We start from the raw sequence: 21,603 nt of genomic DNA on the forward strand, positions 1-21,603 counted from the left end.
CGAGCGACCATGGGACGCCGTCGAGCACTGACCATCCGCGGGGCGGGTGCACTGGTGGCTGCACTGGGCTGCATCATCGTCGCGAACCTGGTGGGCGCGCCCATCCTCATCTACCTCGGCGTGCTCCTGGCCCTGGTGACGGGATTCTCGCTGATCGTGGTGCATGCGCCGCGGCGCACCGGGACGATCTCGCGACAGGTCTCGACGGACCTGCTGACGGTCTCCGAGACGTCCAGGGTCACTCTGCGCTTCGCCCTCCGCTCCATCCGCGTCCCCCACGGGCTCTGGCACGACGTGCTGCCGGATGCGGTGTCCGGCGATTCCAGCGGCGAGTATCCGCCGGAGTCCGGCCAGCTCAGCTATCTGATCACCGGTATCCGGCGCGGCGTCTGGCCGATCGGACCGCTCCTGCTGCGCACGGTCGACCCCTTCGGCCTTGCCCAGAGGGAGCAGGCGTTCGGCGAGCACCGCACCGTGACGGTCGTGCCGGAGGTCATCGCCCTCGCGCCGCTCTCCGTGAAGGTCGGCGCCGCGGGCGGAACGGCCCAGACGTCCTCGAGCCGTCTGGGGCAGGGCAGTGACAACCTCTCGCCCCGGCGCTACATCCCCGGCGACTCGATGCGACGCATCCACTGGCGGGCCACGGCTCACCGCGGGCAGTTGATGGTGCGTCAGGAGGAGGAGGAGTCCAGTCCGGACGCGCTCGTCGTGCTGGATCGCAGCAGCGCCCGCTGGGGCACCCCCGGCGAGGATGCGGACGCCGCCTTCGAAGCGGCCGTCTCCCTCTGCGCCTCGTCGGCGATCCACCTGGCCGACGAGGGCTACGGCGTCGACGTGATCGACAGTGCCGGCCTCTCCCTCGGCACGCTGCGCGGACACGAGGACGACCGCGACGGGCTGCTGGTCGCCTTGGCAATGGTCTCGCCGCGCGGCGAGTCCCGCGATCTGACGACGCTGATCGGTGGCACGCCGCCCGGACCGCTCGTCTACATCACCGGCCGCATCGACGGGGAGGATGCCGCTCTGCTCCGCCCATCGGGCGCGGCAGCAGCGCTGCTGTTCAGCACGGACCCGCTCGCGGGCGCGAGTGCCGCGGCGGCGCAGCACGGCTGGACGGTGACGACTCTCGGCGGCGACGTCGCGGAGGCCTGGGAAGACGCCCTGCCCGCGCGGATCGGAGTCGGCGATGTTCCGCGCTGAGGACGGCCGGACCGGACGCGCGGCACCGGCACGCCCCGCGCCCACCTGGCATCGCGAGCACGAGGACGAGCACGGGGTGCTGGTACCGGCCGTCCTCGCCGCGGTGGCCGGGCTCGTCGCGATGTGGCCGTACACGTCGGTCATCGAACCGGGAGCCTGGTCGTTCACCGTCGTGGCCGTGATCATCATGGTCGGCGTCACCGGGGCGCTCATGCGCACCTGGATGCGTCGGCGCAGCGAGTGGATTCGCGACCTGACGACCTTCGCCGTGCAGATCGCGGTCGCCGTCGCAGTCCTGATCCGGCTCGTCGCCGGCGACTCCGCCGCGCTCGGGATCATCCCGACCTCCACGACGTTCTCCGTGTTCCGCACCCTCGCCGCGGCGGCCTGGGAGGAGATCGCCTACGGATCGGCCCCTCTCGCGGCGACCGCTGGACTCGCCGCCGTGCTCGGCGCGGGCTTCGCCCTGGTCGCGATCCTGCTCGACCACCTCGTCTCCCACCGGTCGGCGATCCTCGCGATCGTGCTCACCGGAGTGCTCGGGGCCGTGCCGATGATCGTGACGCTGGGCGACACGAACGTCGTCTGGTTCGTCCTCCTCGGCATCTTCGCCCTCGTGCTGCTGCGCTTCACCGCACGCCGCCATCCGCTCGCGCCACGCCGATCCTCGACCTCGCTCGCCGCGGGCGTGGGGGTCGCCGCGCTGGCGGTGACGATCGTGATCGCCCCCGGACTCCCCGTCGCGGCGAGCCTCGCCGGCACCGGAGCAGGCATCACGGTCGACGCTTCCCTCCGCCTCGGCGACGACCTGCGTCAGCCCAACCCCGTCGAGGTGCTGACGGTCGCGACGAAGAACGATGTCGCGCCCTACCTGCGTCTGACCACGCTGTCGCAGTTCAACGGCCGGGTGTGGCAGCCCGACCGTGGAGACCTGAACGCGCAGAGCGAGGGTTTCGGCGAGCCGGAGTGGGGCGAGGACATCGTGACGAAGGACACGACGACCTCGATCCGTGTGCTCCGGATGTCGAGCTCCTGGCTGCCTCTCCCGTACCCTGCGACCGGAGTGCAGGGCCTCGCCGACACCTGGCGGGTGATGCCGGACAACCGCACGCTCGTGTCGCGCAACGGCGATGCCGTCGGCAATGACTACACCGTCGCATCCACCCGCGTCTCACCGACCCTCGAGCAGATCCGCGCGATCGATGCCGCCCCTCCCGTGGTCGACGACGACGAGGACCCGGTCGAGCTGCCGTCCGTCATCGGCGAGCTCGCCGCAGAGGTCACCGAGGACGAGACGACGGACTACGACCGCCTCGTGGCCCTGCAGACCTGGTTCCGCAGCTCCTTCATCTACTCGCTGGAGACCCCGGTCGAAGAGGACTTCGACGGCACGGGTGCCGACGCCGTCGCCCGGTTCCTCGATGTGCGTTCGGGGTACTGCGTGCACTTCGCCGGAGCATTCGCTCTGATGGCCCAGAGCCTCGACATGCAGGCGCGGATCGTGGTCGGGTACCTTCCCGGCTCGCTCACCGACGAGAAGCGGGGCGACGAGTCGATCTTCTCGGTGGAGAGCGATCAGCTGCACTCGTGGCCGGAGGTGCTGTTCCCCGGCGTCGGCTGGATCCCCTTCGAGCCCACCGCCTCGCTCGGCGTTCCGACCGCCTTCGCCGCCGCCGCGACCGCAGGCACGGGGACGGGCGGCGCATCGACGCCCGCGCCGACGACCGCGCCTCAGGCCGAGCAGACGACCGGCCCCGAGGTCGACCGCGCCGATGCCGGCGACAACAGCTCGTCCACCGGCACGTTGCGGCGCCTGGACCCGACCCCGGTCGTGCTGACCGTCGTCGGCGCGCTCGTGCTGCTGCTCCTCCCCGCCCTCGTGCGAGGCACCGAGCGCGGGCTGAGGCTGCGACGCGCACGCCGCGGCGACGCGGGAGCGGCCTGGGCCGAACTGCGCGACACCATGATCGACCTCCGTCTGCCGGTGTCGGACGCCGACACCCCCCGCGTGCGCGGATCGGCGCTGGTGCGCGAGTGCGGCGTCGATCCCGTGGAGATGCGCGCCCTGACGGAGGCCGTCGAGCAGGCGAACTACGCCCGCCCCGGAGCGGACGCCGAAGACCTCTCCGGTCCGCTGCGCAGCGTGCTGGGTTCGATGCACGCGCACAGCGATCGGTTCGCCAGGACCAAGGCGCTGCTCGTGCCGCGGTCGCTGTTCGCGACGCGCGACGTCGACGCAGCGACGGTGGTCTGACGGCGATCAGAGCGCCGCGCCTTCAGGCTCCGGCGTGCTCCGCGCAGTACACCGCGTCGCAGTTCTCGCACACGACGGACTGCACGCGGCAGCTCAGATCGGGGCAGTTCGCGGTGCGTTTGGTTGCGGTCCCGCACCCGACGCATTCTCCGATCACCGCCGCATGGTCGGAGAAATCGACCGATCCGCGCTTGTCGAACACGTAGAGCGACCCGTCCCAATAGCCGTCATCGCCGTACTTCTCGCCGTACCGGACGATGCCGCCTTCCAGTTGGTACACCTCGCCGAACCCTCGAGCGGTCATCAGGCTCGACAGCACCTCGCAGCGGATGCCACCGGTACAGTAGGTCACCACCGGCTTGCCCTTGAGGTCGTCGTACGCACCGGAGTCGAGCAGGCGCACGAAATCACGTGTCGTCTCGGTATCGGGCACGACAGCTCCGCGGAACCGTCCGATCTGCGCCTCCAGGGAGTTGCGGCCGTCGAAGAACACGACGTCGTCGCCTCGCTCGTCCATCAGCGCGTGCAGGTCCTCGGGGCTGAGCCTGGTGCCCCCGCCGACCACTCCGTGCTCATCGACGCGGAGCTCGCCCGGTGCACCGAACGACACGATCTCATCGCGCACCTTGACGCTGAGCTTGGGGAAGTCCAGGCTCCGCCCGTGGGCGTCGACACCGGTCCCTTCGCTCCACTTGATGTCGACATCCGCGAACGGCGTGTAGGAGCGGAACGACCTCGCCCACTTCTTCAGCGCGGGCAGGTCGCCGCCGAGGGTGCCGTTGACGCCGTCCTTCGAGATGAGGAGACGCCCACGCAGCCCGAGCGCTTCGCCGAGGTCACGCTGCCAGAGCCGAATGGCCTCCGGATCCGCGAGCGGGGTGAAGGCGTAGAAGAGGACGATCTTGGGTGTTGCCACCTAGGGATCCTACGTCGAGGAGAACCCTCGCCACTGCCGAGCAAGCGGCGATGCGTCTTCGGGATCCGTGATGATGCCGGACACCTCGTCGAACCCGACGACGGGGAATCGCGACACGGCGCCGATCTTCTCCGCGCTGCCGAGCACGTACACGTCGGCGCTCCGTGCGGCGAGCGCTCGCTTGACCACGGCGTCGTCGAGCACACCGGTGCTGAGCCCGTGGTCCGGGTGGATTCCGGTGACCCCCAGGAAGAACGCGTCCGCGCCGAGGCGTCCGATCGCCTCCAGCGCCAGCGCCCCGCCGGTGACGAGCGAGTGTCTGCTCAGCTCTCCTCCGACGATCAGCACCCGCGCCGGGGAGCTCTCGGCGACCGCAACGGCCACCGCGGGGCTCGGGGTGATCACGGTGAGAGCGGGGTCGTCCGGCAGCATCCGCGCCATGGCGAGCGTCGTCGTGCCCGCGTCGAGGATGATCGTCGACCCCGGGCGGATCAGTGCGACGGCCGCCCTCGCCACGCGCTCCTTGCTGTCGGTCGCGACGGCGCCGCGCTGCGCGACCGGCACGTCGGCGGGCGGCACGGGGAGCGCCCCGCCGTACACCCGCACACAGAGCCCCGCGTCGGCCAGCTCCCGGAGATCCCGGCGGATGGAGTCCTCCGACACCTCGAGGTCAGCGGCGACGTCTTTCGCGACCACACGGCCGTCCCTCGTGAGGAGTTCGAGCAGATGATCCTTGCGCTGCGCACCCAGCATTCATGCTTCTTCCGATTGTTTCACGTTCTTGCACGGTTAACGCTACAGTCTCTGACATGCAGAAGCCACTCTTGATCCTGATCGCCGGCCCCTACCGCTCCGGAACCGACGGCGACCCCGCCGCTATCGCCCGCAATCTCGAACGACTCGAGGCCGCGGCAGCACCCATCCACCGCCTCGGGCACGTCCCCATGATCGGCGAATGGGTCGCTCTCCCCGTGCTTCGCGGTCTCGACGCCGCCGAAGCCGCAGAAGGAGACGTGATGTACGACGTCGCCGCTCGACTGCTGCAGCACTGCGATGGCGTTCTGCGGCTTCCCGGCGCCTCCGCCGGCGCGGACAACGACGTCGCCATCGCCCGCGAGCGCGGTCTCCCCGTGTACTTCTCGATCGACGAGATCCCCGCGGCGAACGCCTGACGCGCCTCTTCCCGCGCGGCGGCGACCGCAGTCGGTCACGGGACCCCCGAACCATCGGATAAGATGAACAGGTTGTTCCCTGGTGACGTGTCCGAGCGGCCGAAGGAGCACGCTTGGAAAGCGTGTGTTGTGCAAGCAACCGCGGGTTCGAATCCCGCCGTCACCGCCAAACACAGAAGAAGGGCCCCGCTCACGCGGGGCCCTTCTTCTGTGTGTCTGGCCGTGTCACCGCAGCCGGGTGTTCATAACTCCGGAACAATCGACGGATTCCGGACCTGGCGTCCCGATTTCGCCCGATTCGAGACGGTTTCTGCGGAGTTATGAACACCGCCCCGAACCCGCAGCATCCCCGAAGAGCCTCAGTCCGCGAAGCGCACGCCGAAGCTCTGTCCGCCTGGGGCCGTCGGCAGCGGCTGCATGCCGAGTCGCTCATAGAACGCGGCAGCGCCGGTGTTGTTCGGGTCCATGCCGAGGTGCAGTCCGGAGACGCCGCGGCGGGTCAGCTCGGCGAAGAGCGTCTCGATCAGGCGACGCCCGAGGCCCTGCCCCTGTGTCTCGGGCAGCAGATCGATGTGGAGGTGCGCGGGGTACTCCCCTGCGTTCGGCTCCTTGCCCGGACCTCGACCATAGGCGTACGCGAGCATCTTCTCCTCGCGCGACGCCGGATCGGCAGGCTGCGGGAAGCGCTGGTGGAACGCCGGCCACCACTCGTCGCGGAACCACTGCTCGAACGCGTCGGTGTCGTCGGTCGCGACGATGTAGCCGATCACGCGCCCGTCGTCGGACTCGACCACCCAGGCCAGATCCGGATGCCGCTGCGCATAGGGCACGGCGAAGAGGTCACCCCAGAGACGATCGTCTGAGAAGATGCCGGTCGCATCTCCCCCCGCATCCGCCGTCTTCACGCACACCTCGTACAGGGCGTCACGGTCGGCGGGACGGTACGGACGGATGCGTGACACAGCGGGCTCCTCGGCAGGGGTCGGAAGCCCTCAGCCTAGCGCCGGTTCGACCGTCTCCCGGCGCTGCAGCACCCACGGGAGCAGCCACGCGCCGAGCACGAGCACGACCCCCGCACCGACCAGCGCGCCGCCCAGTGTGTCGGTCGCCCAGTGCACCGAGAGCACTGTGCGCGACAGCGCCATCACGAGGATCCAGAGTGCTCCGGCGATGGCGATCCAGACGCGCGGGAACACCAGCCAGAGGACCAGCGCGATCGTCGCGGCATTGGCGGTGTGGCCTGACGGGAACGACCCGAAGTCGCTGATCACCAGCATGTCCTCGGGGCGCGCGCGACCGAAGAGCTGCTTGAGCAGCTGCACTGCTCCGGCGCTCGCGGCGAAGCAGATGGCGGCGAACACGGCGGTGCGCCAGCGACGGGCGAGCAGGAACGCGACGATCACGAGCAGCGGCACCACGAAGATCGCGATCCATCCGCCGCCGACCTCGTTGGTGAGGTGGGCCACCGCGAGCATCCAGTCGGCGCGATTCGCGGCGATCGTGGTGTTCCACCACACGTCGAACCCCGGAGGCTCGGTCAGACCGAAGACGACGGCCGCACCGAGGGCGGTGGCCAGCGCCAGGAAACCGGCGCCCCACCAGAGCATCGTCGATCTGTTCATCGTCCTATTCTGGCGGACGACGCCTGTGGACTCAGGGAGTGAGCATCCCCACGGTGCGCGGGCGCACGATCAACCAGAGCGACAGGATGCCGATCGCGGCGCAGCCGACCATCACCGAGGCCATGGTGGTGGCGGTGATCCCGGCATCCTTCGAGATCCAGCCGACCACGGGCGAGATGAGCCCGGCGACACCGAAGTTCGTCGCACCGAGGACGGAGGCCGCGGTTCCCGCCGCCTTGCCGTGGCGGTCGAGCGCCAGCACCTGCACGTTCGGGAACGTGAATCCGCACGCGGTCATGAACACGAACAGCGGCACGACCGTGCCCCACAGTCCGAGGCCCAGCTGGTCCGCGACGACGATCGCGACGGCGGCGATGAGCAGCACCGAGGTCGAGTACGCCATGACCCACTGCGGGCCGAAGCGTGCGGCCAGACGCGAAGCCGTCTGCACGCCGAGCACGACGCCGAGCGAGTTGACGGCGAACAGCAGACCGTACTGCTGCGCGTCCAGCCCGTGCGTCTGCTGGAACAGGAACGGCGAGGCCGACAGGTAGGAGAACAGTCCCGAGAACGTCATCCCTCCGATGATGAGCACACCGATGAAGACCCGATCCGAGAGCACGGAGCGGTAGCGCTGCAGCACCGTCGATCCGCCGCGCTCCTGTCGCCGGGCGACCGGCAGCGTCTCCGGGATGAACAGGATCGTCGAGAGCAGCATCAGCACGCCGTACGCGGCGAGCACCACGAAGATCCCTCGCCACGGCATGAGGGTGAGCAGCCACGACCCGATCAGCGGCGCCACGACCGGCGCCACCCCCGACACCAGCGCGAGGCGGGACAGCATGACCACGAGCCGTCGCCCGCCGAACAGGTCGCGCACGATCGCCATCGCCACGACGCCTCCGGCGGCAGCACCCATCCCCATGAGCACACGGGCGACGCTGAGCAGCTCGAGCGAGGGCGCGAACGCGGCCCCGACGCTGGCGAGTACGTGCACCGCAGTGACGACGATCAGCGGGATGCGGCGTCCGACCTTGTCGCTGAGCGGTCCGACCACGAGCTGACCGATCGCGAAGCCGATCATCGTTCCGGTCAGGGTGAGCTGGATCGCCGCCGCCGTGGTCTGGAAGTCCTCCTCCAGCACCGGGAAGGCGGGAAGGTAGAGGTCGATCGTGAACGGTCCGAGCGCTGTGAGCGCACCGAGCAGCAGGATGTAGAGCACCCGACGCCGGTTCGGGATCGAGTCGCCGGGGTGCAGCATGATCGGCGCCGTCGCCGGGTTGGATCCGAGAGTGCGGATGGCCCCCGTCGCGGTCGACGTGCGGATGCTCCCTGTCGCGGTCGGGATGCTGCCCGTTGGCGCGCGCTCCGGTGAGGGAACCGTCGGCAGGGAGTCGGTGCGGGGGGCGTCGGACACGGAGGTCCTTCCGGAATCGGAGGAGAGGTCGAATCGATTCGACCTGGGCAAGCACCCATGTTACCGCCGCGTCGGCATCCGTCACCCCGTTGCGCGGTCGAAAAAGCACCGCGGGGCCCGCCCGCGAGTGTCTTCTCGACCACGCCACCGGCGGGCCGGTGCGCCCCCGTTCAGCGGGAGAGGCGCGCGAGGCCCTGCTCGAGGTCGGCGATCAGGTCGGAGACATCCTCGATGCCGACCGACAGCCTCACGATGTTCTCCGGCACGGCGAGCTCGGTGCCGCGCACCGAGGCGTGGGTCATGTCCGGCGGGTAGCCGATGAGCGACTCGACGCCACCGAGTGACTCCGCGAGCTGGAACAGCTCCGTGGACTCCGCGAACGCACGGGCGGCATCCGCGCCGGCGGAGAGCCCGAGCGAGAGCATCCCGCCGAATCCACTCATCTGCGATGCCGCGATCTCGTGTCCGGGGTGCGAGGCGAGCCCCGGGTAGAAGACCTGTGCGAACTCCGGCCGCGCTGCCGCCCACTCCGCGATCGCCTGCGCGTTCTCGGAGTGCTGGCGCATGCGCACCGACAGGGTCTTGATGCCACGGGTGGTGAGCCAGGCGTCGAGCGGGGCCGACACGGCACCCACCGCGAACTGCTGGAACTTCACCTGATCGTAGAAGCGGTCGTCGCGGAAGACGACGGCGCCGCCGAGCACGTCGGAGTGCCCGCCGAGGTACTTGGTGGTGGAGTGCACGACCAAGTCGGCACCCAGGGCGAGCGGCTGCTGCAGCGCCGGCGAGGCGAAGGTGTTGTCGACGACCAGGATGACGCCGGCCGCGTGTGCGACCTCGGCGACGGTCGCGATGTCGACGATCTTGAGCAGCGGGTTGCTGGGCGTCTCGAGCCAGATGATCTTCGTCTCGGGGCGCAGCGCGGCGCGGATCTCGTCGAGGTCGCCGAGCTCGACGGTGGTCGTCTCGATGCCCCATGCGGCGTACACCTTCGTGAACAGCCGGTAGGTGCCGCCGTAGACGTCATTGCCGAGCAGCACGTGGTCGCCTGGCTTCAGGATGCCCCGCAGCAGTGCGTCTTCGGCCGACAACCCCGACGCGAACGAGAGAGCGCTCGCACCCCCCTCGAGGGCGGCCAGCTGTGTCTCGAGCGAGGAACGTGTCGGGTTTCCCGAGCGGTTGTACTCGTACCCCTCGCGGAGCCCTCCGATGCCGTCCTGCACGTGCGTGGAGGCCTGGTAGATCGGCGGGATGATCGCGCCGGTCGTCGGGTCGGGGGCTTGGCCCGCGTGGATGGCTCGGGTGGCGAAAGCGTGCTCGGACATGCCCCCAGCCTACGACCGGCCTCCCCCGGGGGTGGCCCCCTGTTACGTCGCGGGTCCGCTCACGGCGATGCGTCGTCAGCGGGACAGATACGCGAGGAGGTCCTGGCGGGTGAGCACCGTATGCGGCTTGCCACCCTCGGTCACCAGCAGTGCATCGGCCTCGGCGAGTGCAGCGCGCGCCTGGGCGATCGAGGCATGGATGCCGATCAGCGGCAACCGCTCACCCGTGTGCGAGCCGACGGCGTCGGTCGGCTTGGCCTCGCCGCGGAACAGCAGATCGAGCAGCCCCTTCTCGTCGACCGTCCCGACGACCTCCCCCATCATGACCGGAGGCTCGGCGCTGAGCACGACGAGCTGCGACACGTCGAACTCGGTCATCATGCCGATGACCTCGAGCACGGTGTCGGTCGGGTGCGCGTGCACCAGGTCGGGGATCCCGTCGCCCTGCCGCGCCGTGCGAGCCGCGACCACATCGGCCACGGTCTCACCCGCCTCGACATCGCTGAAGCCGTAGGAGCGCATCCATCCGTCGTTGAAGATCTTGCTGAGGTACCCGCGTCCGCCGTCGGGCAGCAGCACCACCATGACGGCATCCGCCGGGAGGCCGCGTGCGATACGCAGCGCCCCGACGACCGCCATGCCGCTGGAGCCGCCGACGAGGATGCCCTCCTCGCGCGCCAGGCGACGGGTCATCGCGAAGGACTCAGCATCCCCCACTGCCACGATCTCGTGCGGCACGCTCGGGTCGTAGGTGCCCGGCCAGATGTCCTCGCCGACTCCTTCGACCAGATACGGACGCCCCGTGCCACCGCTGTAGACGCTGCCCTCGGGGTCGATGCCGATGATGCGCACCCTGTCGTCCGACACCTCTCGCAGGTAGCGCCCCGTGCCGGTGATCGTGCCGCCGGTGCCGACCCCCGCGACGAAGTGCGTGACGGCGCCGTCGGTGTCGCGCCAGATCTCGGGTCCCGTCGTCTCGTAGTGGCTGCGGGGGCCGTTCGGATTCTCGTACTGATTCGGCTTGAAAGCGCCGGGAATCTCGCGGGCGAGCCGGTCACTGACGCTGTAGTAGGACTCCGGACTGTCCGCCGGAACGGATGTGGGTGTCACGACGACCTCCGCGCCGTAGGCCCGCAGCACGTCGTTCTTGTCCTCGGCGACCTTGTCCGGTACCACGAAGACGCACTTGTAACCGCGCTGCTGCGCGACGAGCGCGAGACCGACCCCTGTGTTGCCGCTGGTCGGTTCCACGATGGTGCCACCCGGCTTCAGGTGGCCTGCGGCCTCCGCGGCGTCGATGATGCGCGAGGCGATGCGGTCCTTCGCCGAGCCACCGGGGTTCAGGTACTCCAGCTTCACCAGAACCGTGCACGCGACGCCCTCGGTGACGCGGTGGAGCTTCACGAGGGGCGTGTTGCCGACGAGGTCGACGATCGAGTCTGCGTACTTCATGGTCTCAGGGTACGTGCGCGGATGCCGTGACCGGGGCTGTGTTGCGCCCGGTCACGGCATCCGTGTGCGAAGGTTCTCCCGCTCCTGCCGAAGCGTCAGCCCTTCGTCGATCCGGCCAGCAGGCCGCGGACGAAGTATCGCTGGAGTGCGAAGAACACGATCAGCGGAACGATGATCGACACGAAGGCACCGGCCGTGAGCAGATACCAGTCGTTGCCTCGGGTACCGGTGATCTCGGCCAACAGCTTCGTGATCGGCGCCGCGGCCCCGTCGGCGAAGACGAGGGCGACGAGCAGGTCGTTCCAGACCCAGAGGAACTGGAAGATCGCCACCGACGCGATCGCGGGCATCGTCAGCGGCAGCACGACACGGAAGAAGATCTGTCCGCGCGATGCCCCATCGACGCGAGCAGCCTCGATGATCTCACCGGGGATCTCCGACATGAAGTTGTGCAGAAGGTAGATCGCCAGCGGCAGCGCGAACATCGAGTGTGCGATCCACACCTGCGCGTAGCCTTGCGAGGCGTCGAGCGGGAGCGTGACCTGCAGTCCGAAGAGGTTGATCCCTCGGGAGAACGAGCTCAGCAACGGCACGAGGGCCATCTGGATGGGCACGATCTGCAGCGCGAACACGAAGATGAACAGCGCGTTGCGTCCCTTGAAGTCGATCCACGCGAACGCGTAGGCCGCCATCGCGGCGATCATCAACGGGATCACGGTCGCGGGAATCGTGATCGCGATCGAGTTGACGAACGACTCGAGGATCGTCAGCTGCGTCGTTCCCGATTGCAGCACATCGACGTAGTTCTCCAGCGTCACCTCAGGATTGGCGAAGAACTCCCACCATCCGCTGGACTGGATCTGGTCGCGCGGGCGGAACGAAGAGATGAACAGCCCGAGCGTGGGAATCGTCCACAGCACCGCGATCAGGATCGAACCGACGGATGCCCACGGCCGTGACAGCTTCTTGCGCGCACGCCCTGCGGCGCCGTCAAGGCCCCCGCCGGTCGTGATCGCCCGCGTGCTGGTCGCGCCGGTCTGAGTCTTCACCGTGTCGCTCATCAGCGCACCTCCCGCTGCTTCTTGATCTGTCTCGCGTTGTAGATGACGATCGGCAGCACGAGGATGAACAGGATGACCGACAGCGCGGCGCTGCGGCCCGCCTCGAACTTCGAGAACTGCGTGTACATCTCATTGGCGAGAACGGAAGTGCCGTAGTTTCCGGCAGTCATCGTGCGCACGATGTCGAACACCTTCAGCGAGGCGATCGAGATGGTGGTGAGCACCACGATCAGCGCAGGGCGGATCGAGGGGATCGTGACGGCGATGAAGCGCTCCCAAGCGTTCGCTCCATCGAGCTCCGCCGCTTCGAGCAGTTCCTGAGGAACGCCCTTGATGGACGCTGAGAGCACGACCATCGCGAAACCGGTCTGGACCCAGATCAGCACCACGATCAGGAACAGGTTGTTGAACGGCTCGTTGAGCAGCCATTGCTGCGGCTCGCCGCCGAACCACACCAGGATCTGGTTGAGCAGACCGATCTGCTTGAACTCCGGCCCGCGGTACTCGTACATGAAACGCCAGATGATGCTGGCGCCGACGAACGAGATCGCCATCGGCATGAAGACGAGGACCTTGTAGATCTTCTCTCCGCGTGTGCGATCGATGAACACCGCATAGGCGAGACCGACGATCGTCGACACCGTCGGCACGAGCAGCACCCAGATGATCGAGTTGACGACCGAGGTGATGCCGTCGGACTGCGTGAAGATCCACAGGTAGTTGGCGAACCCGACGAAGTCCTTTCCGGACGAGCTCAGGAACGACGCATACATCGTCTGGATCGACGGCAGGATGAGCCCGACGAGCAGCAGGAGCAGTGCCGGTGCCATGAATGCGACCAGCTGGATCAGGTATCCCACACCGTCGCGGGAGCGATAGTCGAGTATGAAGAACAGCGCGCCCACGACGACGGCGACTCCCATGGCCCAGTAGTAGGAGCTGAAGAAGAACATCACGGCGAGCGGAATGAGCAGGCACATCGCCAGCCGCACCCAGGTGTAGATCTTTCCCTTGCGTGGAGCCACATCCACGAGGAGCAGGATGACGGCCACGACCACCGCGAACGCGATGACCACGACGACGGCCTGCAGGATCGGCGGGAGCGTACCGACCCATTGGAAGAATACTGTCGCGTTCACGGAATCCCCTTCATGACGCGTTGCGGATCAGCGGCGCGCACGTCTGTGTGCGCTCCGTGGATAGGAGAAGGAGGGCCGCCCCCTCGCGGGGCGGCCCTCCTCATCCGATCAGCTGGCAGGCCAGCCGGTCTCGATCTGCGTCAGGACCTCATCGGTCGAGGTTCCGTTGACCCAGGCGACCATGCCCTTCCAGAAGGTTCCGGCGCCGACGGCACCGGGCATCAGGTCGGAGGCGTCGAAGCGGAACGTCGTCTCCGGGTCCTGCAGGATCTTGATGGTCTCCTGCAGGATCGGGTCCTTGGCGTTCTCCGGGTCGAGCCCGTTGTTCGCCGAGGTGACGCCGCCGAGGCTGACGCGGCTGTTCGCCCACTCCGGGCTGGACAGGTACGCGAGCACCTTCTGCGTGGCCTCGGAGTCGCTGAACGCACCGACGATCTCGCCACCACCCGTGACGGTGGTCTCGCCCGCGGTCTCACCCGGGAGCATGAAGGCCCAGACATCGCCGTCCTCGGCGATGTTCGTGCCCTCGGGGTAGAAGCCCGAGAGGAACGACGCCTGGTGCGTCAGCGCGCAGTCGCCATTGGCCAGAGCCGGGGCCACGTCGCCGAATGCGGTCGAGTTGATCGAGCGCACGTCGCCGAAGCCGGCGTTGACGTAGTCCGGGTTGAGCAGGATCTCGCCGACGGAGTCGAACGCGGTCTTGATCTGCGGGTCGGTGAAGGGGACCTCGTTGGCGACCCACTGGTCGTAGACCTCGGTGCCCGACTGGCGCAGCACGTAGTCCTCGATCCAGTCCGTTCCCGGCCAGCCGGTAGCGGTGCCGGACTCGAACCCGGCGCACCACGGCGCGGCTCCGCTCGTGCTCTGGATGGTCGCGGTGAGCGTGTTGAGCTCGTCGAGAGTGGTGGGCACCTCGACGCCCCACTCCGCGAACTTCGTCGGGGAGTACCAGATCCACCCCTTGACGTTGGCCATCAGCGGTGCGCCGTAGAAGGTGTCGCCGACGGTGCCGTAGTTCACCCAGTCTTCGGTCCAGTACTCGTTGGCGTTCTTCTCGACCTCTTCCGGCGCGGGCTTGAGGTACTCGCGGTCTGCGAAGTCCTTGAGCAGGCCGGGCTGCGGGAAGATCGCGATGTCCGGCGGGTTCCCACCCTGCGCTCGCGTGCCGAGCTGCGTCTCGAAGTCCTGGCTGCCCTCGTACTTGATGGTGATGCCGTTCTCGTCGGCCCAGTCCGACCAGGACTCCTGGAGGAGCTTCGCCTCGTCGTCGACGATGGTGCCGTAGATGGTCACAGTGGCGTCTTCACCCCCGCCGCCGTCGCCCGGTGCGGCACCGGGAGCACCGCAACCTGCGATCGCGATACCCGCGACCCCCAGCAGAGCGAGCGGCGCGAGCCGCCTGGAACGCTGCGAAAGACCCATGTGAATTCTCCTCTTCGAGTTCACGGCCCCTACCTCGTCCGACGCCACCCCCGGCGTCGTTCGGGAACCGATTCCAGGTAAACCTACTGGCCTTCCACACCCGCGCACAATGGGGAAGTATCACAAGCTCGCAACCTTTCGAGGGATGGCTGCTCCGCAAATGGGAGCGCTCCCGCGTCGATCATGTGGAACCGGTTCCTTTCGGAGCCTGGAACGGCTACCATGACATCCGCGAGCTGCCTTCGGCGCATCGCAGGACGCGCAGGCGTCGCCTGGTCGAGGAGGACCGATGAGCACGATCGCGGACGTCGCCGCGCGAGCAGGCGTGTCTAAGGCGACAGCGAGCCGCGCGCTCAGCGGACGTGGTTACGTGTCGGAGGAGACGCGCCTTCGGGTCGTGGACGCGGCGGACGCACTCGCCTACGTCGCGCACTCCTCTGCGACGAGTCTCGCCACCGGCCGCACGCAGACCGTCGGCATCGTCATGCCGCCCGTCGATCGCTGGTTCTTCGCCGAGCTGCTCGCCGGCATCCAGGAATCGCTGTTCGCGCTGGACTACGACCTCTCGCTCTACGGCGTCCCCGAGGGGTCCGAGACCAGGGAGCGCCTCTTCGAGAGCGTCCTCCCCCGCCGACGCTTCGACGGCATCATCGCCGTGGGCATCCAGCCGAGCGCCCGCGAACTCGAACGGCTGCAGAGAACCGGACGCCCTCTGGTGAGCGTGGGCCCGTACAGCGCTGGTTCCAGCTCGATCTCGATCGATGACACCGCTGCGGCCCGCATCGCGACCGAGCACCTCATCGAACTCGGCCACAGGGACATCGCCTTCGTCGGGGGCTCGACGGATTCCGGCGAGCTGAGCTTCGGCGACGCGAGACGGCTCGACGGGTACCACGGCGCCCTGCATACGGCGGGGCTCTCGGCACACGCGAGGGTCGCCGGCGCGACCCCGACCATGCCGGGCGGATACACGGCAGCGGCCGGGCTGCTGGGCGACCGTCGACGACGCCCGACCGCGATCGTCGGCGTGTGCGATGAAGCCGCAATCGGTGCCGTGATCGCCGCACGACGCCTGGGGATCGCGGTGCCGACCGAGCTCAGCGTGGTCGGCATCGACGACCACGAGCATGCCGAGATGTTCGCCCTCACGACGATCGGGCAGTCGCCCCGCGAACAGGGGCACGAGGCGGTGCGACTGCTGACTCTGCGGATGAAAGAACCCGATGCAGCACTCGAGCATGTCGCGGCGGCATCCGCTCTCGTGGTGCGCAGCTCCACGGCGCCGCCGCGCTGACCGCGAGCATCGGCGCCGGAGACGCACGAAGGCCCCGGGCGAACCCGGGGCCTTCGGTGAAGCGATGAGACGCCGGGCCGATGCGTTGGACGCGTCGACCCGGAGACGATTACTTGAGGGTAACCGTGGCGCCTGCCTCTTCGAGAGCAGCCTTTGCCTTCTCGGCGGCTTCCTTGGTTGCGCCCTCGAGCACAGCCTTCGGAGCACCGTCGACGACAGCCTTGGCCTCGCCGAGGCCGAGCGAGGTGAGCTCGCGGACCGTCTTGATGACCTGGATCTTCTTGTCTCCAGCAGCCTCGAGGACGACGTCGAAGGAATCCTTCTCCTCGACCTCTTCCGCGGCGCCTCCACCTGCGCCGGCAACGGCGACGGGGGCAGCAGCGGTGACCTCGAACTTCTCCTCGAACGCCTTGACGAAGTCGTTGAGCTCGACGAGGGTCAGGCCGGCGAACTGCTCGAGCAGCTCCTCAGTGGTGAGCTTAGCCATGATGTATCTCCTAGATAGATGGGGTTAGTAGACGAGATCGCAGGTCGCTTACGCGGCTTCTGCGGTCTCCAGCTTTTCGCGAAGAGCATCGATGGTGGCCGCAGCCTTGCCCATCGTCGCCTTCATCATGCCCGCAGCCTTCGCCAGCAGAACCTCACGGCTCTCGAGCGCGGCGTACTTGTTGACCTCGTCGGCAGAGAGGGCGTTGCCCTCGAAGATGCCGGCCTTGATCACGAGAAGCGGGTTGGCCTTGGCGAAGTCACGAAGAGCCTTGGCAGTGGCGACGAAGTCACCGTGCACGAAAGCGACAGCCGACGGACCCTTGAGGTCGTCATCCAGCGCAGTGATGCCGGCCTTGTTGGCGGCGATCTTGGTCAGCGTGTTCTTCACCACGGCGTACTCAGCGTCCTGACGGATGCTGTTGCGCAGCTCCTTGAGCTGGGCAACCGTCAGACCGCGGTACTCGGTCAGCAGAACGGCGGACGAGTTCTCGAATGACTTCGTGAGCTCGGCAACCGATGCATCCTTCTGCGCCATGGTCACTCCTTGGTGTGTACGAGGCGCCCCACGGTGGTGAGGCACCAACCCCGACCGCCTGCAAAAGAAAAAGCTCCGGCGCAAGCGCACGGAGCTTCAGAAGTTCGTGACACCTGCGCGGGCCCCTGCGATGCAGAGTTTCAATCTCCGTGCACTTGCGCGCACGACGATGACCAGCGGTCTTCGGTTGTGACCAGAGTACCCCACCCGCTCCCGTCCCCCAAATCAGCGCGCGCTCCTTCTCATCGCCGAGTGCCGCACTCCCCCGAAGCCCTGCTCCCTCCCCGCCTCCGCCGAAGCCCATCACTCTCGTCGAGACCCATCGGCGCCGACGTGTTCGCTGATGGGTCTCGGCAGGAACGGTGGGTCTGGAGTCAGGGGCGGATGCCGAAGGATGCCAAGCGTGCCCCGAGACGTTCTGCGGAGACGATGTGTGACGATTCCCAGCGCACGATGCGCCAGCCGGTGACACCACGAATCGCGTCCTCCCTCCGCTTCTCCGCGAGGAGGATCTCGTCCATTGAACGCCCGCCGCGTCTCGTCGTCGAGGTACTTTCCGAGCCCGTCGAACTCGCCGAACACACGCGCTTTCGGAAACACGAAGTCCGTCCAGTAGTCCTCGCCGTCAGGGCCGACCACGTGAGTCTGCAGTCCGACACCCGTGAAGCCGAGACGGTGCAGTTGCAACCGACTCACGCTCTCTCCAGGCAGCTGGGCCCTGCCATCGGCGAAAGCGATCACTCGCCGAGCGCGACGGATGCCGCGAGTGGATATACCCGCAGCTCGTTCGAGCAGCCTGTCGCGCCACGCGGCCGCACGCGCTTCATCCTGATGTTGCTCGTGCACGGCGAAGCGACGCAGCGCCGCATCTGCGCTGGCGACTGCGGCCTCGGGCGTCATCCGCTGCGCGAGGTCGAGGACGGTGCGCTCCACCGAGGTACAGCGCAGGCCATTCACCTCGACCACGTCGTCGGGCGCGATACGCAATGCATGTCGGGCGGCGCCCGCTCGAGCTCGGCTATGACTGGTGTCTCCGACGAGCGTGTGCACCACGGCCGGCGCCGAACGATAGAGCGGCAGTCCGTGGATGACAGCCGCCGACTCGAAGCAGAAGGGTGGTGCCGCGTAGGACGAGTCGTGGTGCACGGCGACGACCGCCAGAAGATGCCGCCCCTCGTTCCAGAGCCCTTGCCAGGCTGCGGCGTCGACATACCAGCCGCGCCGGATCCGGATCAGCTCGCCGGACGCGACCGCGCCCATCACCTCGCGATCTGTCGATCCGGACTCGCGCAGCTGCGTCCACGAGCGGAGCATCCGCTTCGCATTCTCGATCGTGATGGCTCTCGGCATCCGACCATCCTGACCACACCTGCCGGTAGCTCGCGCGGACAGATGTGCGTCCGGTGGGCAACGGATCCGAAACGCGTGTCGTGCAGTAAGAGTGCGCACGCAGCCGCCTCGCCCAGACCCACCAGCCGCGCCGGAACCCATCGTGCGCGACGTCGCCGGCGATGGGCCCGGGCAGGCGTGATGGGTCTGGGCGAGACGCGGATGCACTCGGCGACACAGCAAGCCGGAGCCGGGCGGGATGCGGGGAAGGCGGCGTGTGGGGGGAGCGAGGTCCGTGGGCGGAGTTAGGCTCGAGGAGTGAATCAGGACCTCGCCGCACGCATCGTCGCGGACTCCCGCGACCGGGTGGCGTGGCTGCGAGCACGGTCCCGAGGCATCACCGCGACCGACGTCGCCGGACTCACCAGTGAGCGTTCCATCGCACGCGCTGCCGATGCCAAGCTCGGCGGAGGCCCCCGGTTCGGCGGCAACGCCTACACCGACCACGGTCGGCGCCGCGAGCCCGAGATCGCCGCGTGGGTGGCCGCGACCCATGGCATCCTCCCCTCATCGGCGCTGTTCCGCGCCGAGGTCGAGCACCGTCACCTCGCCACTCCCGACGGCATCGCTGTCGATGCCGACGGCCGGGTCAAGCTCGCCGAGATCAAGACGACGAACAAGGCGTTCCGCGGCATCCCTCGCACCTACCTTCGCCAGATCTGGTGGCAGCAGCACGTGCTCGGCGCCGAGCGCACCCTGTTCGTCTGGGAGGAGCACGTCGACTTCGCCCCGATCCACGACGAGCCCCGCTGCGTGTGGATCGACCGCGACGACAAGGAGATCGCGAAGCTGGTCGGCCTCGCGACCGACCTCATCGACGAGCTCTACCGCCGCACCACCGGGCAGCAGCCGCCGTCCTCGCGGATCGCGGATGCCACAACTGCCGCGGCCGCGAGTCGGCGCGAGCACCTGCGCGAGCGCGACGCGTTCCGCGCCCTGGCTCTGGCCGACTGACGCCGAGCGTCTGCGGGCGGGCACCCGCGATAAACCGCTACGCAGCGGCGAACGTGCATGTCGTCGCCCCACCCGCGAGAAGAGCGGCGTACGTCACGGTGATCTTCACCTTGGTCGGCGACCGCCACGTGACACCTCCGGCCGTGACCCACGACGTGCCGAAGTAGATGACGTACTGCCCGCCGCCGAGCAGGAACCCCAAGCCACCCAGGAGCCCGTCGAGCACACCCTTGCTCACCGCGGTGGTGTACACCCCCGCAGTCGCCGTCCCCGGCGCGACGATCGACCCTCCCGAGCCATCGGCCGCTGCGGTGAGGTACACGTTGAGCGCGGTCGTGGCCGGGTAGCCGGTCGGCGTGGTGGGCCAGCGCCACTTGATGGTCAACGCGGTTCCGCCGAGGAGCGTGCTCAGAGGGTTCGGACAGGTCAGCCCGCCCGGCAACGGCTCGACCGCCGGCGGCAGCAGCGCCAAAGCGGTGACCGTCGCCCCGGCGTACTCGACATCGGTGAAGGCCGCCTCGGTGTCCTGTACGGGCGGTGCCACGACGAGGCCGAGCAACAGCGCCAACCCGGCAGCACCGGCGAGCATCCGACGCCCCGTACCCCGCGTCATCGGGCATCCTCCTTCTCGCGCGGCGCGCGCCGGCGACGGTCGAGGAGCAGCACGACACCGGTGGCCACGAGCAGCGCACCGGCACCGAACGCCAACGGCACGATGGGCGAGAGTCCGGTCGTCGCGAGCCCTCCCCCTGGTCCGACCACCGCCGACTCGCCCGCACCGTGCGCGTGCACGCGGATGTCGGTGGTGCCGCCCTCGTCGTGCGTGCTCAGGGTGATGGCGAGCCGGAGGTGCGCGACCTCGGTGTCGGCGATCTCGGCGAGCGCGATCTCGGCGCCGTCACGCGGGATGCTCCACGCCGTGCGCAGCGCGGTCGCGCCGCCGGGGCAGCCGGCGTTCTCCCACTCCCTCATGCAGAGTGTGGCGTCGAGGGTCAGCGGCGCGTCTCCGGCCGCGCTCACCGCGATGCGGACGGTGCCGGGGTCGGGGGCATCCGCACTGATCGCGACGTCCCACTGCACCGGCTCGCCCGGCAGCAGGCGGGATGCCGCCTCCCAATCGGCGACCGACACGAGACGGAGCACCTCGCCCTGGATCACCTGCGTGGTGGGCGCAGCCCATGCTGCGGTCGGCGTGACGAGCCCACTCCCGACGGCGAGCGCGGAGAGCAAGGCGACGGGCCGACTTCTGATCATCATGGGCTGTCGTCGCTTCTCCGGTGCCTCTCGGACCGCTCGGACCGTTCAGACCGTTCCGACCGTTCGGCCCGTTCAGCCCGTTCAGCCCGTTCAGCCCGTTCAGCACGGGGCCAGAACGCCCAGACGACCAGCGCCGTCGCCCCGAGGGTGAGCCCGCCGAGTACGTACGGGTTCCCCATCCCGACGATCACCGTCGCGATGCCGGGGATCGAGAACAGCACGATGCGCACCGACGTCACGGCGTACGGGAACGGATCGTCATCCGCGTTTGCATCTCCACGCATCGTGATGATGCGCTCGTCGGCCGTCGCGCCGGACTCCACGGAGGTGACGCGGTGCGTGATCGGGAGCTCATCCACCCGGTCGACGGTCACGACGTCGCCGATCGCGATGTCGGCCGCCGGGACGCGCTGCACGACGGCGACCGAACCCGCGGGGATCGTGGGCGACATCGAGCCGGTGCGGAACATGATCAGGGTGATCTGCGCGGTGAAGGCGAGCACCACCAGCACGATGCAGACCACCCCTCCCACAGCCGCGAGCCAGAGCAGCACATCGGCGATGACCCGCCCCGGGCGACGACGCGGGACAGACACAGGAGGCGCGTCGATGGGCGCGTCGGTCGAGGCGGACTGCTCCCGCAGACTCCGTCTCGTCGTCGGCATCGTCATCTCGGTCCCCTCGTCCCGTTCGTCTGGAGCATCT

General features: G+C 68.5%; 21 protein-coding genes and 1 tRNA gene. 6 read left to right on the forward strand and 16 right to left on the reverse strand.

Going from position 1 to position 21,603, the window contains the following annotated elements; genetic code table 11:
* Nucleotides 1-9: 9 nt before the first annotated feature.
* Both MRBLWO12_RS10400 and MRBLWO12_RS10405 read left to right on the forward strand, forming a co-directional pair.
* On the forward strand, nucleotides 10-1,200 hold the full coding sequence (locus MRBLWO12_RS10400; RefSeq protein WP_363555190.1) for a DUF58 domain-containing protein: 1,191 nt from the start codon (nucleotides 10-12) through the stop codon (nucleotides 1,198-1,200).
* A complete protein-coding gene (locus MRBLWO12_RS10405; RefSeq protein ID WP_363555192.1) occupies nucleotides 1,187-3,454 on the forward strand; it encodes a DUF3488 and transglutaminase-like domain-containing protein in 2,268 nt (755 codons plus the stop codon). The genes MRBLWO12_RS10400 and MRBLWO12_RS10405 overlap by 14 nt, the downstream gene beginning before the upstream one ends.
* Before the next feature lie 22 nt (nucleotides 3,455-3,476).
* Here MRBLWO12_RS10405 and MRBLWO12_RS10410 read toward each other — a convergent pair whose 3' ends face one another.
* A complete protein-coding gene (locus MRBLWO12_RS10410) occupies nucleotides 3,477-4,370 on the reverse strand; it encodes a rhodanese-related sulfurtransferase (protein ID WP_363555194.1) in 894 nt (297 codons plus the stop codon).
* 9 nt (nucleotides 4,371-4,379) lie between these two features.
* Entirely contained in the window at nucleotides 4,380-5,123 is a 744-nt protein-coding gene (locus MRBLWO12_RS10415; protein WP_363555196.1) for a DeoR/GlpR family DNA-binding transcription regulator, read from the reverse strand.
* Nucleotides 5,124-5,179: 56 nt separating this feature from the next.
* Between MRBLWO12_RS10415 and MRBLWO12_RS10420 the strand changes: the two genes are divergently transcribed.
* Together MRBLWO12_RS10420 and MRBLWO12_RS10425 are read left to right on the forward strand one after the other, a co-directional pair.
* Nucleotides 5,180-5,542 carry a DUF4406 domain-containing protein gene (locus tag MRBLWO12_RS10420; protein WP_363555198.1) on the forward strand — a complete coding sequence of 121 codons (363 nt, stop codon included), beginning with the start codon at nucleotides 5,180-5,182 and terminating at the stop codon, nucleotides 5,540-5,542.
* A gap of 81 nt (nucleotides 5,543-5,623) precedes the next feature.
* Nucleotides 5,624-5,711: transfer RNA gene (locus MRBLWO12_RS10425), tRNA-Ser, on the forward strand.
* Between the two features lie 190 nt (nucleotides 5,712-5,901).
* Here the strand turns inward: MRBLWO12_RS10425 and MRBLWO12_RS10430 are convergent.
* From MRBLWO12_RS10430 to MRBLWO12_RS10465, 8 genes are all read right to left on the reverse strand, one after another.
* Nucleotides 5,902-6,504, reverse strand: coding sequence for a GNAT family N-acetyltransferase (locus MRBLWO12_RS10430; RefSeq protein WP_363555200.1), 603 nt, complete (start codon nucleotides 6,502-6,504; stop codon nucleotides 5,902-5,904).
* Between the two features lie 30 nt (nucleotides 6,505-6,534).
* On the reverse strand, nucleotides 6,535-7,164 hold the full coding sequence (locus MRBLWO12_RS10435) for a phosphatase PAP2 family protein (RefSeq protein WP_363555202.1): 630 nt from the start codon (nucleotides 7,162-7,164) through the stop codon (nucleotides 6,535-6,537).
* 31 nt (nucleotides 7,165-7,195) lie between these two features.
* Entirely contained in the window at nucleotides 7,196-8,581 is a 1,386-nt protein-coding gene (locus MRBLWO12_RS10440) for a multidrug effflux MFS transporter (RefSeq protein WP_414685472.1), read from the reverse strand.
* Nucleotides 8,582-8,751: 170 nt separating this feature from the next.
* A complete protein-coding gene (locus MRBLWO12_RS10445; protein WP_363555204.1) occupies nucleotides 8,752-9,906 on the reverse strand; it encodes a cystathionine gamma-synthase in 1,155 nt (384 codons plus the stop codon).
* A gap of 75 nt (nucleotides 9,907-9,981) precedes the next feature.
* The gene (locus tag MRBLWO12_RS10450) at nucleotides 9,982-11,358 is read right to left on the reverse strand and encodes a cystathionine beta-synthase (RefSeq protein WP_363555206.1); all 1,377 of its coding nucleotides are present in this window, start codon (nucleotides 11,356-11,358) and stop codon (nucleotides 9,982-9,984) included.
* Between the two features lie 95 nt (nucleotides 11,359-11,453).
* Nucleotides 11,454-12,419: a carbohydrate ABC transporter permease gene (locus MRBLWO12_RS10455; protein WP_363555208.1), complete on the reverse strand. Its 966-nt coding sequence runs from the start codon at nucleotides 12,417-12,419 to the stop codon at nucleotides 11,454-11,456.
* On the reverse strand, nucleotides 12,419-13,558 hold the full coding sequence (locus MRBLWO12_RS10460; RefSeq protein WP_363555210.1) for a carbohydrate ABC transporter permease: 1,140 nt from the start codon (nucleotides 13,556-13,558) through the stop codon (nucleotides 12,419-12,421). The genes MRBLWO12_RS10455 and MRBLWO12_RS10460 overlap by 1 nt, the downstream gene beginning before the upstream one ends.
* Before the next feature lie 108 nt (nucleotides 13,559-13,666).
* Nucleotides 13,667-14,980: an ABC transporter substrate-binding protein gene (locus tag MRBLWO12_RS10465; protein WP_363555212.1), complete on the reverse strand. Its 1,314-nt coding sequence runs from the start codon at nucleotides 14,978-14,980 to the stop codon at nucleotides 13,667-13,669.
* A 289-nt stretch (nucleotides 14,981-15,269) separates the two neighbouring features.
* On the opposite strand from MRBLWO12_RS10465, the gene MRBLWO12_RS10470 reads away from it, so the two are divergent.
* Complete coding sequence (locus MRBLWO12_RS10470; RefSeq protein WP_363555214.1) at nucleotides 15,270-16,274, forward strand: LacI family DNA-binding transcriptional regulator; 1,005 nt, start codon at nucleotides 15,270-15,272, stop codon at nucleotides 16,272-16,274.
* 109 nt (nucleotides 16,275-16,383) lie between these two features.
* Here MRBLWO12_RS10470 and rplL read toward each other — a convergent pair whose 3' ends face one another.
* The 3 genes from rplL to MRBLWO12_RS10485 all read right to left on the reverse strand — a co-directional run bounded on the left by rplL (nucleotide 16,384) and on the right by MRBLWO12_RS10485 (nucleotide 18,648).
* Nucleotides 16,384-16,761: a 50S ribosomal protein L7/L12 gene (gene rplL, locus MRBLWO12_RS10475; RefSeq protein WP_141871027.1), complete on the reverse strand. Its 378-nt coding sequence runs from the start codon at nucleotides 16,759-16,761 to the stop codon at nucleotides 16,384-16,386.
* Nucleotides 16,762-16,809: 48 nt separating this feature from the next.
* On the reverse strand, nucleotides 16,810-17,298 hold the full coding sequence (gene rplJ / locus MRBLWO12_RS10480; RefSeq protein ID WP_141871026.1) for a 50S ribosomal protein L10: 489 nt from the start codon (nucleotides 17,296-17,298) through the stop codon (nucleotides 16,810-16,812).
* A 303-nt stretch (nucleotides 17,299-17,601) separates the two neighbouring features.
* On the reverse strand, nucleotides 17,602-18,648 hold the full coding sequence (locus MRBLWO12_RS10485; RefSeq protein WP_363555217.1) for a hypothetical protein: 1,047 nt from the start codon (nucleotides 18,646-18,648) through the stop codon (nucleotides 17,602-17,604).
* Between the two features lie 297 nt (nucleotides 18,649-18,945).
* Here MRBLWO12_RS10485 and MRBLWO12_RS10490 point away from each other — a divergent pair, with 297 nt between their 5' ends.
* Nucleotides 18,946-19,641 carry a YqaJ viral recombinase family protein gene (locus MRBLWO12_RS10490; RefSeq protein WP_363555219.1) on the forward strand — a complete coding sequence of 232 codons (696 nt, stop codon included), beginning with the start codon at nucleotides 18,946-18,948 and terminating at the stop codon, nucleotides 19,639-19,641.
* 37 nt (nucleotides 19,642-19,678) lie between these two features.
* On the opposite strand, the gene MRBLWO12_RS10495 is transcribed toward MRBLWO12_RS10490, so the two are convergent.
* The 3 genes from MRBLWO12_RS10495 to MRBLWO12_RS10505 are packed head-to-tail and all read right to left on the reverse strand — an operon-like array spanning nucleotide 19,679 to nucleotide 21,569.
* Nucleotides 19,679-20,254 (reverse strand): hypothetical protein, encoded by a 576-nt coding sequence (locus MRBLWO12_RS10495; protein WP_363555221.1) that lies wholly within the window; start codon nucleotides 20,252-20,254, stop codon nucleotides 19,679-19,681.
* Nucleotides 20,251-20,898 (reverse strand): hypothetical protein, encoded by a 648-nt coding sequence (locus MRBLWO12_RS10500; protein WP_363555223.1) that lies wholly within the window; start codon nucleotides 20,896-20,898, stop codon nucleotides 20,251-20,253. Before MRBLWO12_RS10500 ends, MRBLWO12_RS10495 begins: the two co-directional genes overlap by 4 nt.
* Nucleotides 20,895-21,569, reverse strand: coding sequence for a signal peptidase I (locus MRBLWO12_RS10505; RefSeq protein ID WP_363555225.1), 675 nt, complete (start codon nucleotides 21,567-21,569; stop codon nucleotides 20,895-20,897). Before MRBLWO12_RS10505 ends, MRBLWO12_RS10500 begins: the two co-directional genes overlap by 4 nt.
* Nucleotides 21,570-21,603 lie beyond the last annotated feature (34 nt).

The organism is Microbacterium sp. LWO12-1.2 (assembly GCF_040675875.1).
Lineage (GTDB): Bacteria > Actinomycetota > Actinomycetes > Actinomycetales > Microbacteriaceae > Microbacterium.

What these genes read in the sequence shown, in the direction of transcription:
- MRBLWO12_RS10500 (WP_363555223.1), bottom strand. Translation starts at nt 20,898, where the DNA reads ATGATGATCAGAAGTCGGCCCGTCGCCTTGCTCTCCGCGCTCGCCGTC.
- MRBLWO12_RS10455 (WP_363555208.1), bottom strand. Translation starts at nt 12,419, where the DNA reads ATGAGCGACACGGTGAAGACTCAGACCGGCGCGACCAGCACGCGGGCG.
- MRBLWO12_RS10485 (WP_363555217.1), bottom strand. Translation starts at nt 18,648, where the DNA reads ATGCCGAGAGCCATCACGATCGAGAATGCGAAGCGGATGCTCCGCTCG.
- MRBLWO12_RS10495 (WP_363555221.1), bottom strand. Translation starts at nt 20,254, where the DNA reads ATGACGCGGGGTACGGGGCGTCGGATGCTCGCCGGTGCTGCCGGGTTG.
- MRBLWO12_RS10405 (WP_363555192.1), top strand. Translation starts at nt 1,187, where the DNA reads ATGTTCCGCGCTGAGGACGGCCGGACCGGACGCGCGGCACCGGCACGC.
- MRBLWO12_RS10445 (WP_363555204.1), bottom strand. Translation starts at nt 9,906, where the DNA reads ATGTCCGAGCACGCTTTCGCCACCCGAGCCATCCACGCGGGCCAAGCC.
- MRBLWO12_RS10420 (WP_363555198.1), top strand. Translation starts at nt 5,180, where the DNA reads ATGCAGAAGCCACTCTTGATCCTGATCGCCGGCCCCTACCGCTCCGGA.
- rplJ (WP_141871026.1), bottom strand. Translation starts at nt 17,298, where the DNA reads ATGGCGCAGAAGGATGCATCGGTTGCCGAGCTCACGAAGTCATTCGAG.
- rplL (WP_141871027.1), bottom strand. Translation starts at nt 16,761, where the DNA reads ATGGCTAAGCTCACCACTGAGGAGCTGCTCGAGCAGTTCGCCGGCCTG.
- MRBLWO12_RS10415 (WP_363555196.1), bottom strand. Translation starts at nt 5,123, where the DNA reads ATGCTGGGTGCGCAGCGCAAGGATCATCTGCTCGAACTCCTCACGAGG.
- MRBLWO12_RS10450 (WP_363555206.1), bottom strand. Translation starts at nt 11,358, where the DNA reads ATGAAGTACGCAGACTCGATCGTCGACCTCGTCGGCAACACGCCCCTC.
- MRBLWO12_RS10470 (WP_363555214.1), top strand. Translation starts at nt 15,270, where the DNA reads ATGAGCACGATCGCGGACGTCGCCGCGCGAGCAGGCGTGTCTAAGGCG.
- MRBLWO12_RS10505 (WP_363555225.1), bottom strand. Translation starts at nt 21,569, where the DNA reads ATGACGATGCCGACGACGAGACGGAGTCTGCGGGAGCAGTCCGCCTCG.
- MRBLWO12_RS10400 (WP_363555190.1), top strand. Translation starts at nt 10, where the DNA reads ATGGGACGCCGTCGAGCACTGACCATCCGCGGGGCGGGTGCACTGGTG.
- MRBLWO12_RS10435 (WP_363555202.1), bottom strand. Translation starts at nt 7,164, where the DNA reads ATGAACAGATCGACGATGCTCTGGTGGGGCGCCGGTTTCCTGGCGCTG.
- MRBLWO12_RS10465 (WP_363555212.1), bottom strand. Translation starts at nt 14,980, where the DNA reads ATGGGTCTTTCGCAGCGTTCCAGGCGGCTCGCGCCGCTCGCTCTGCTG.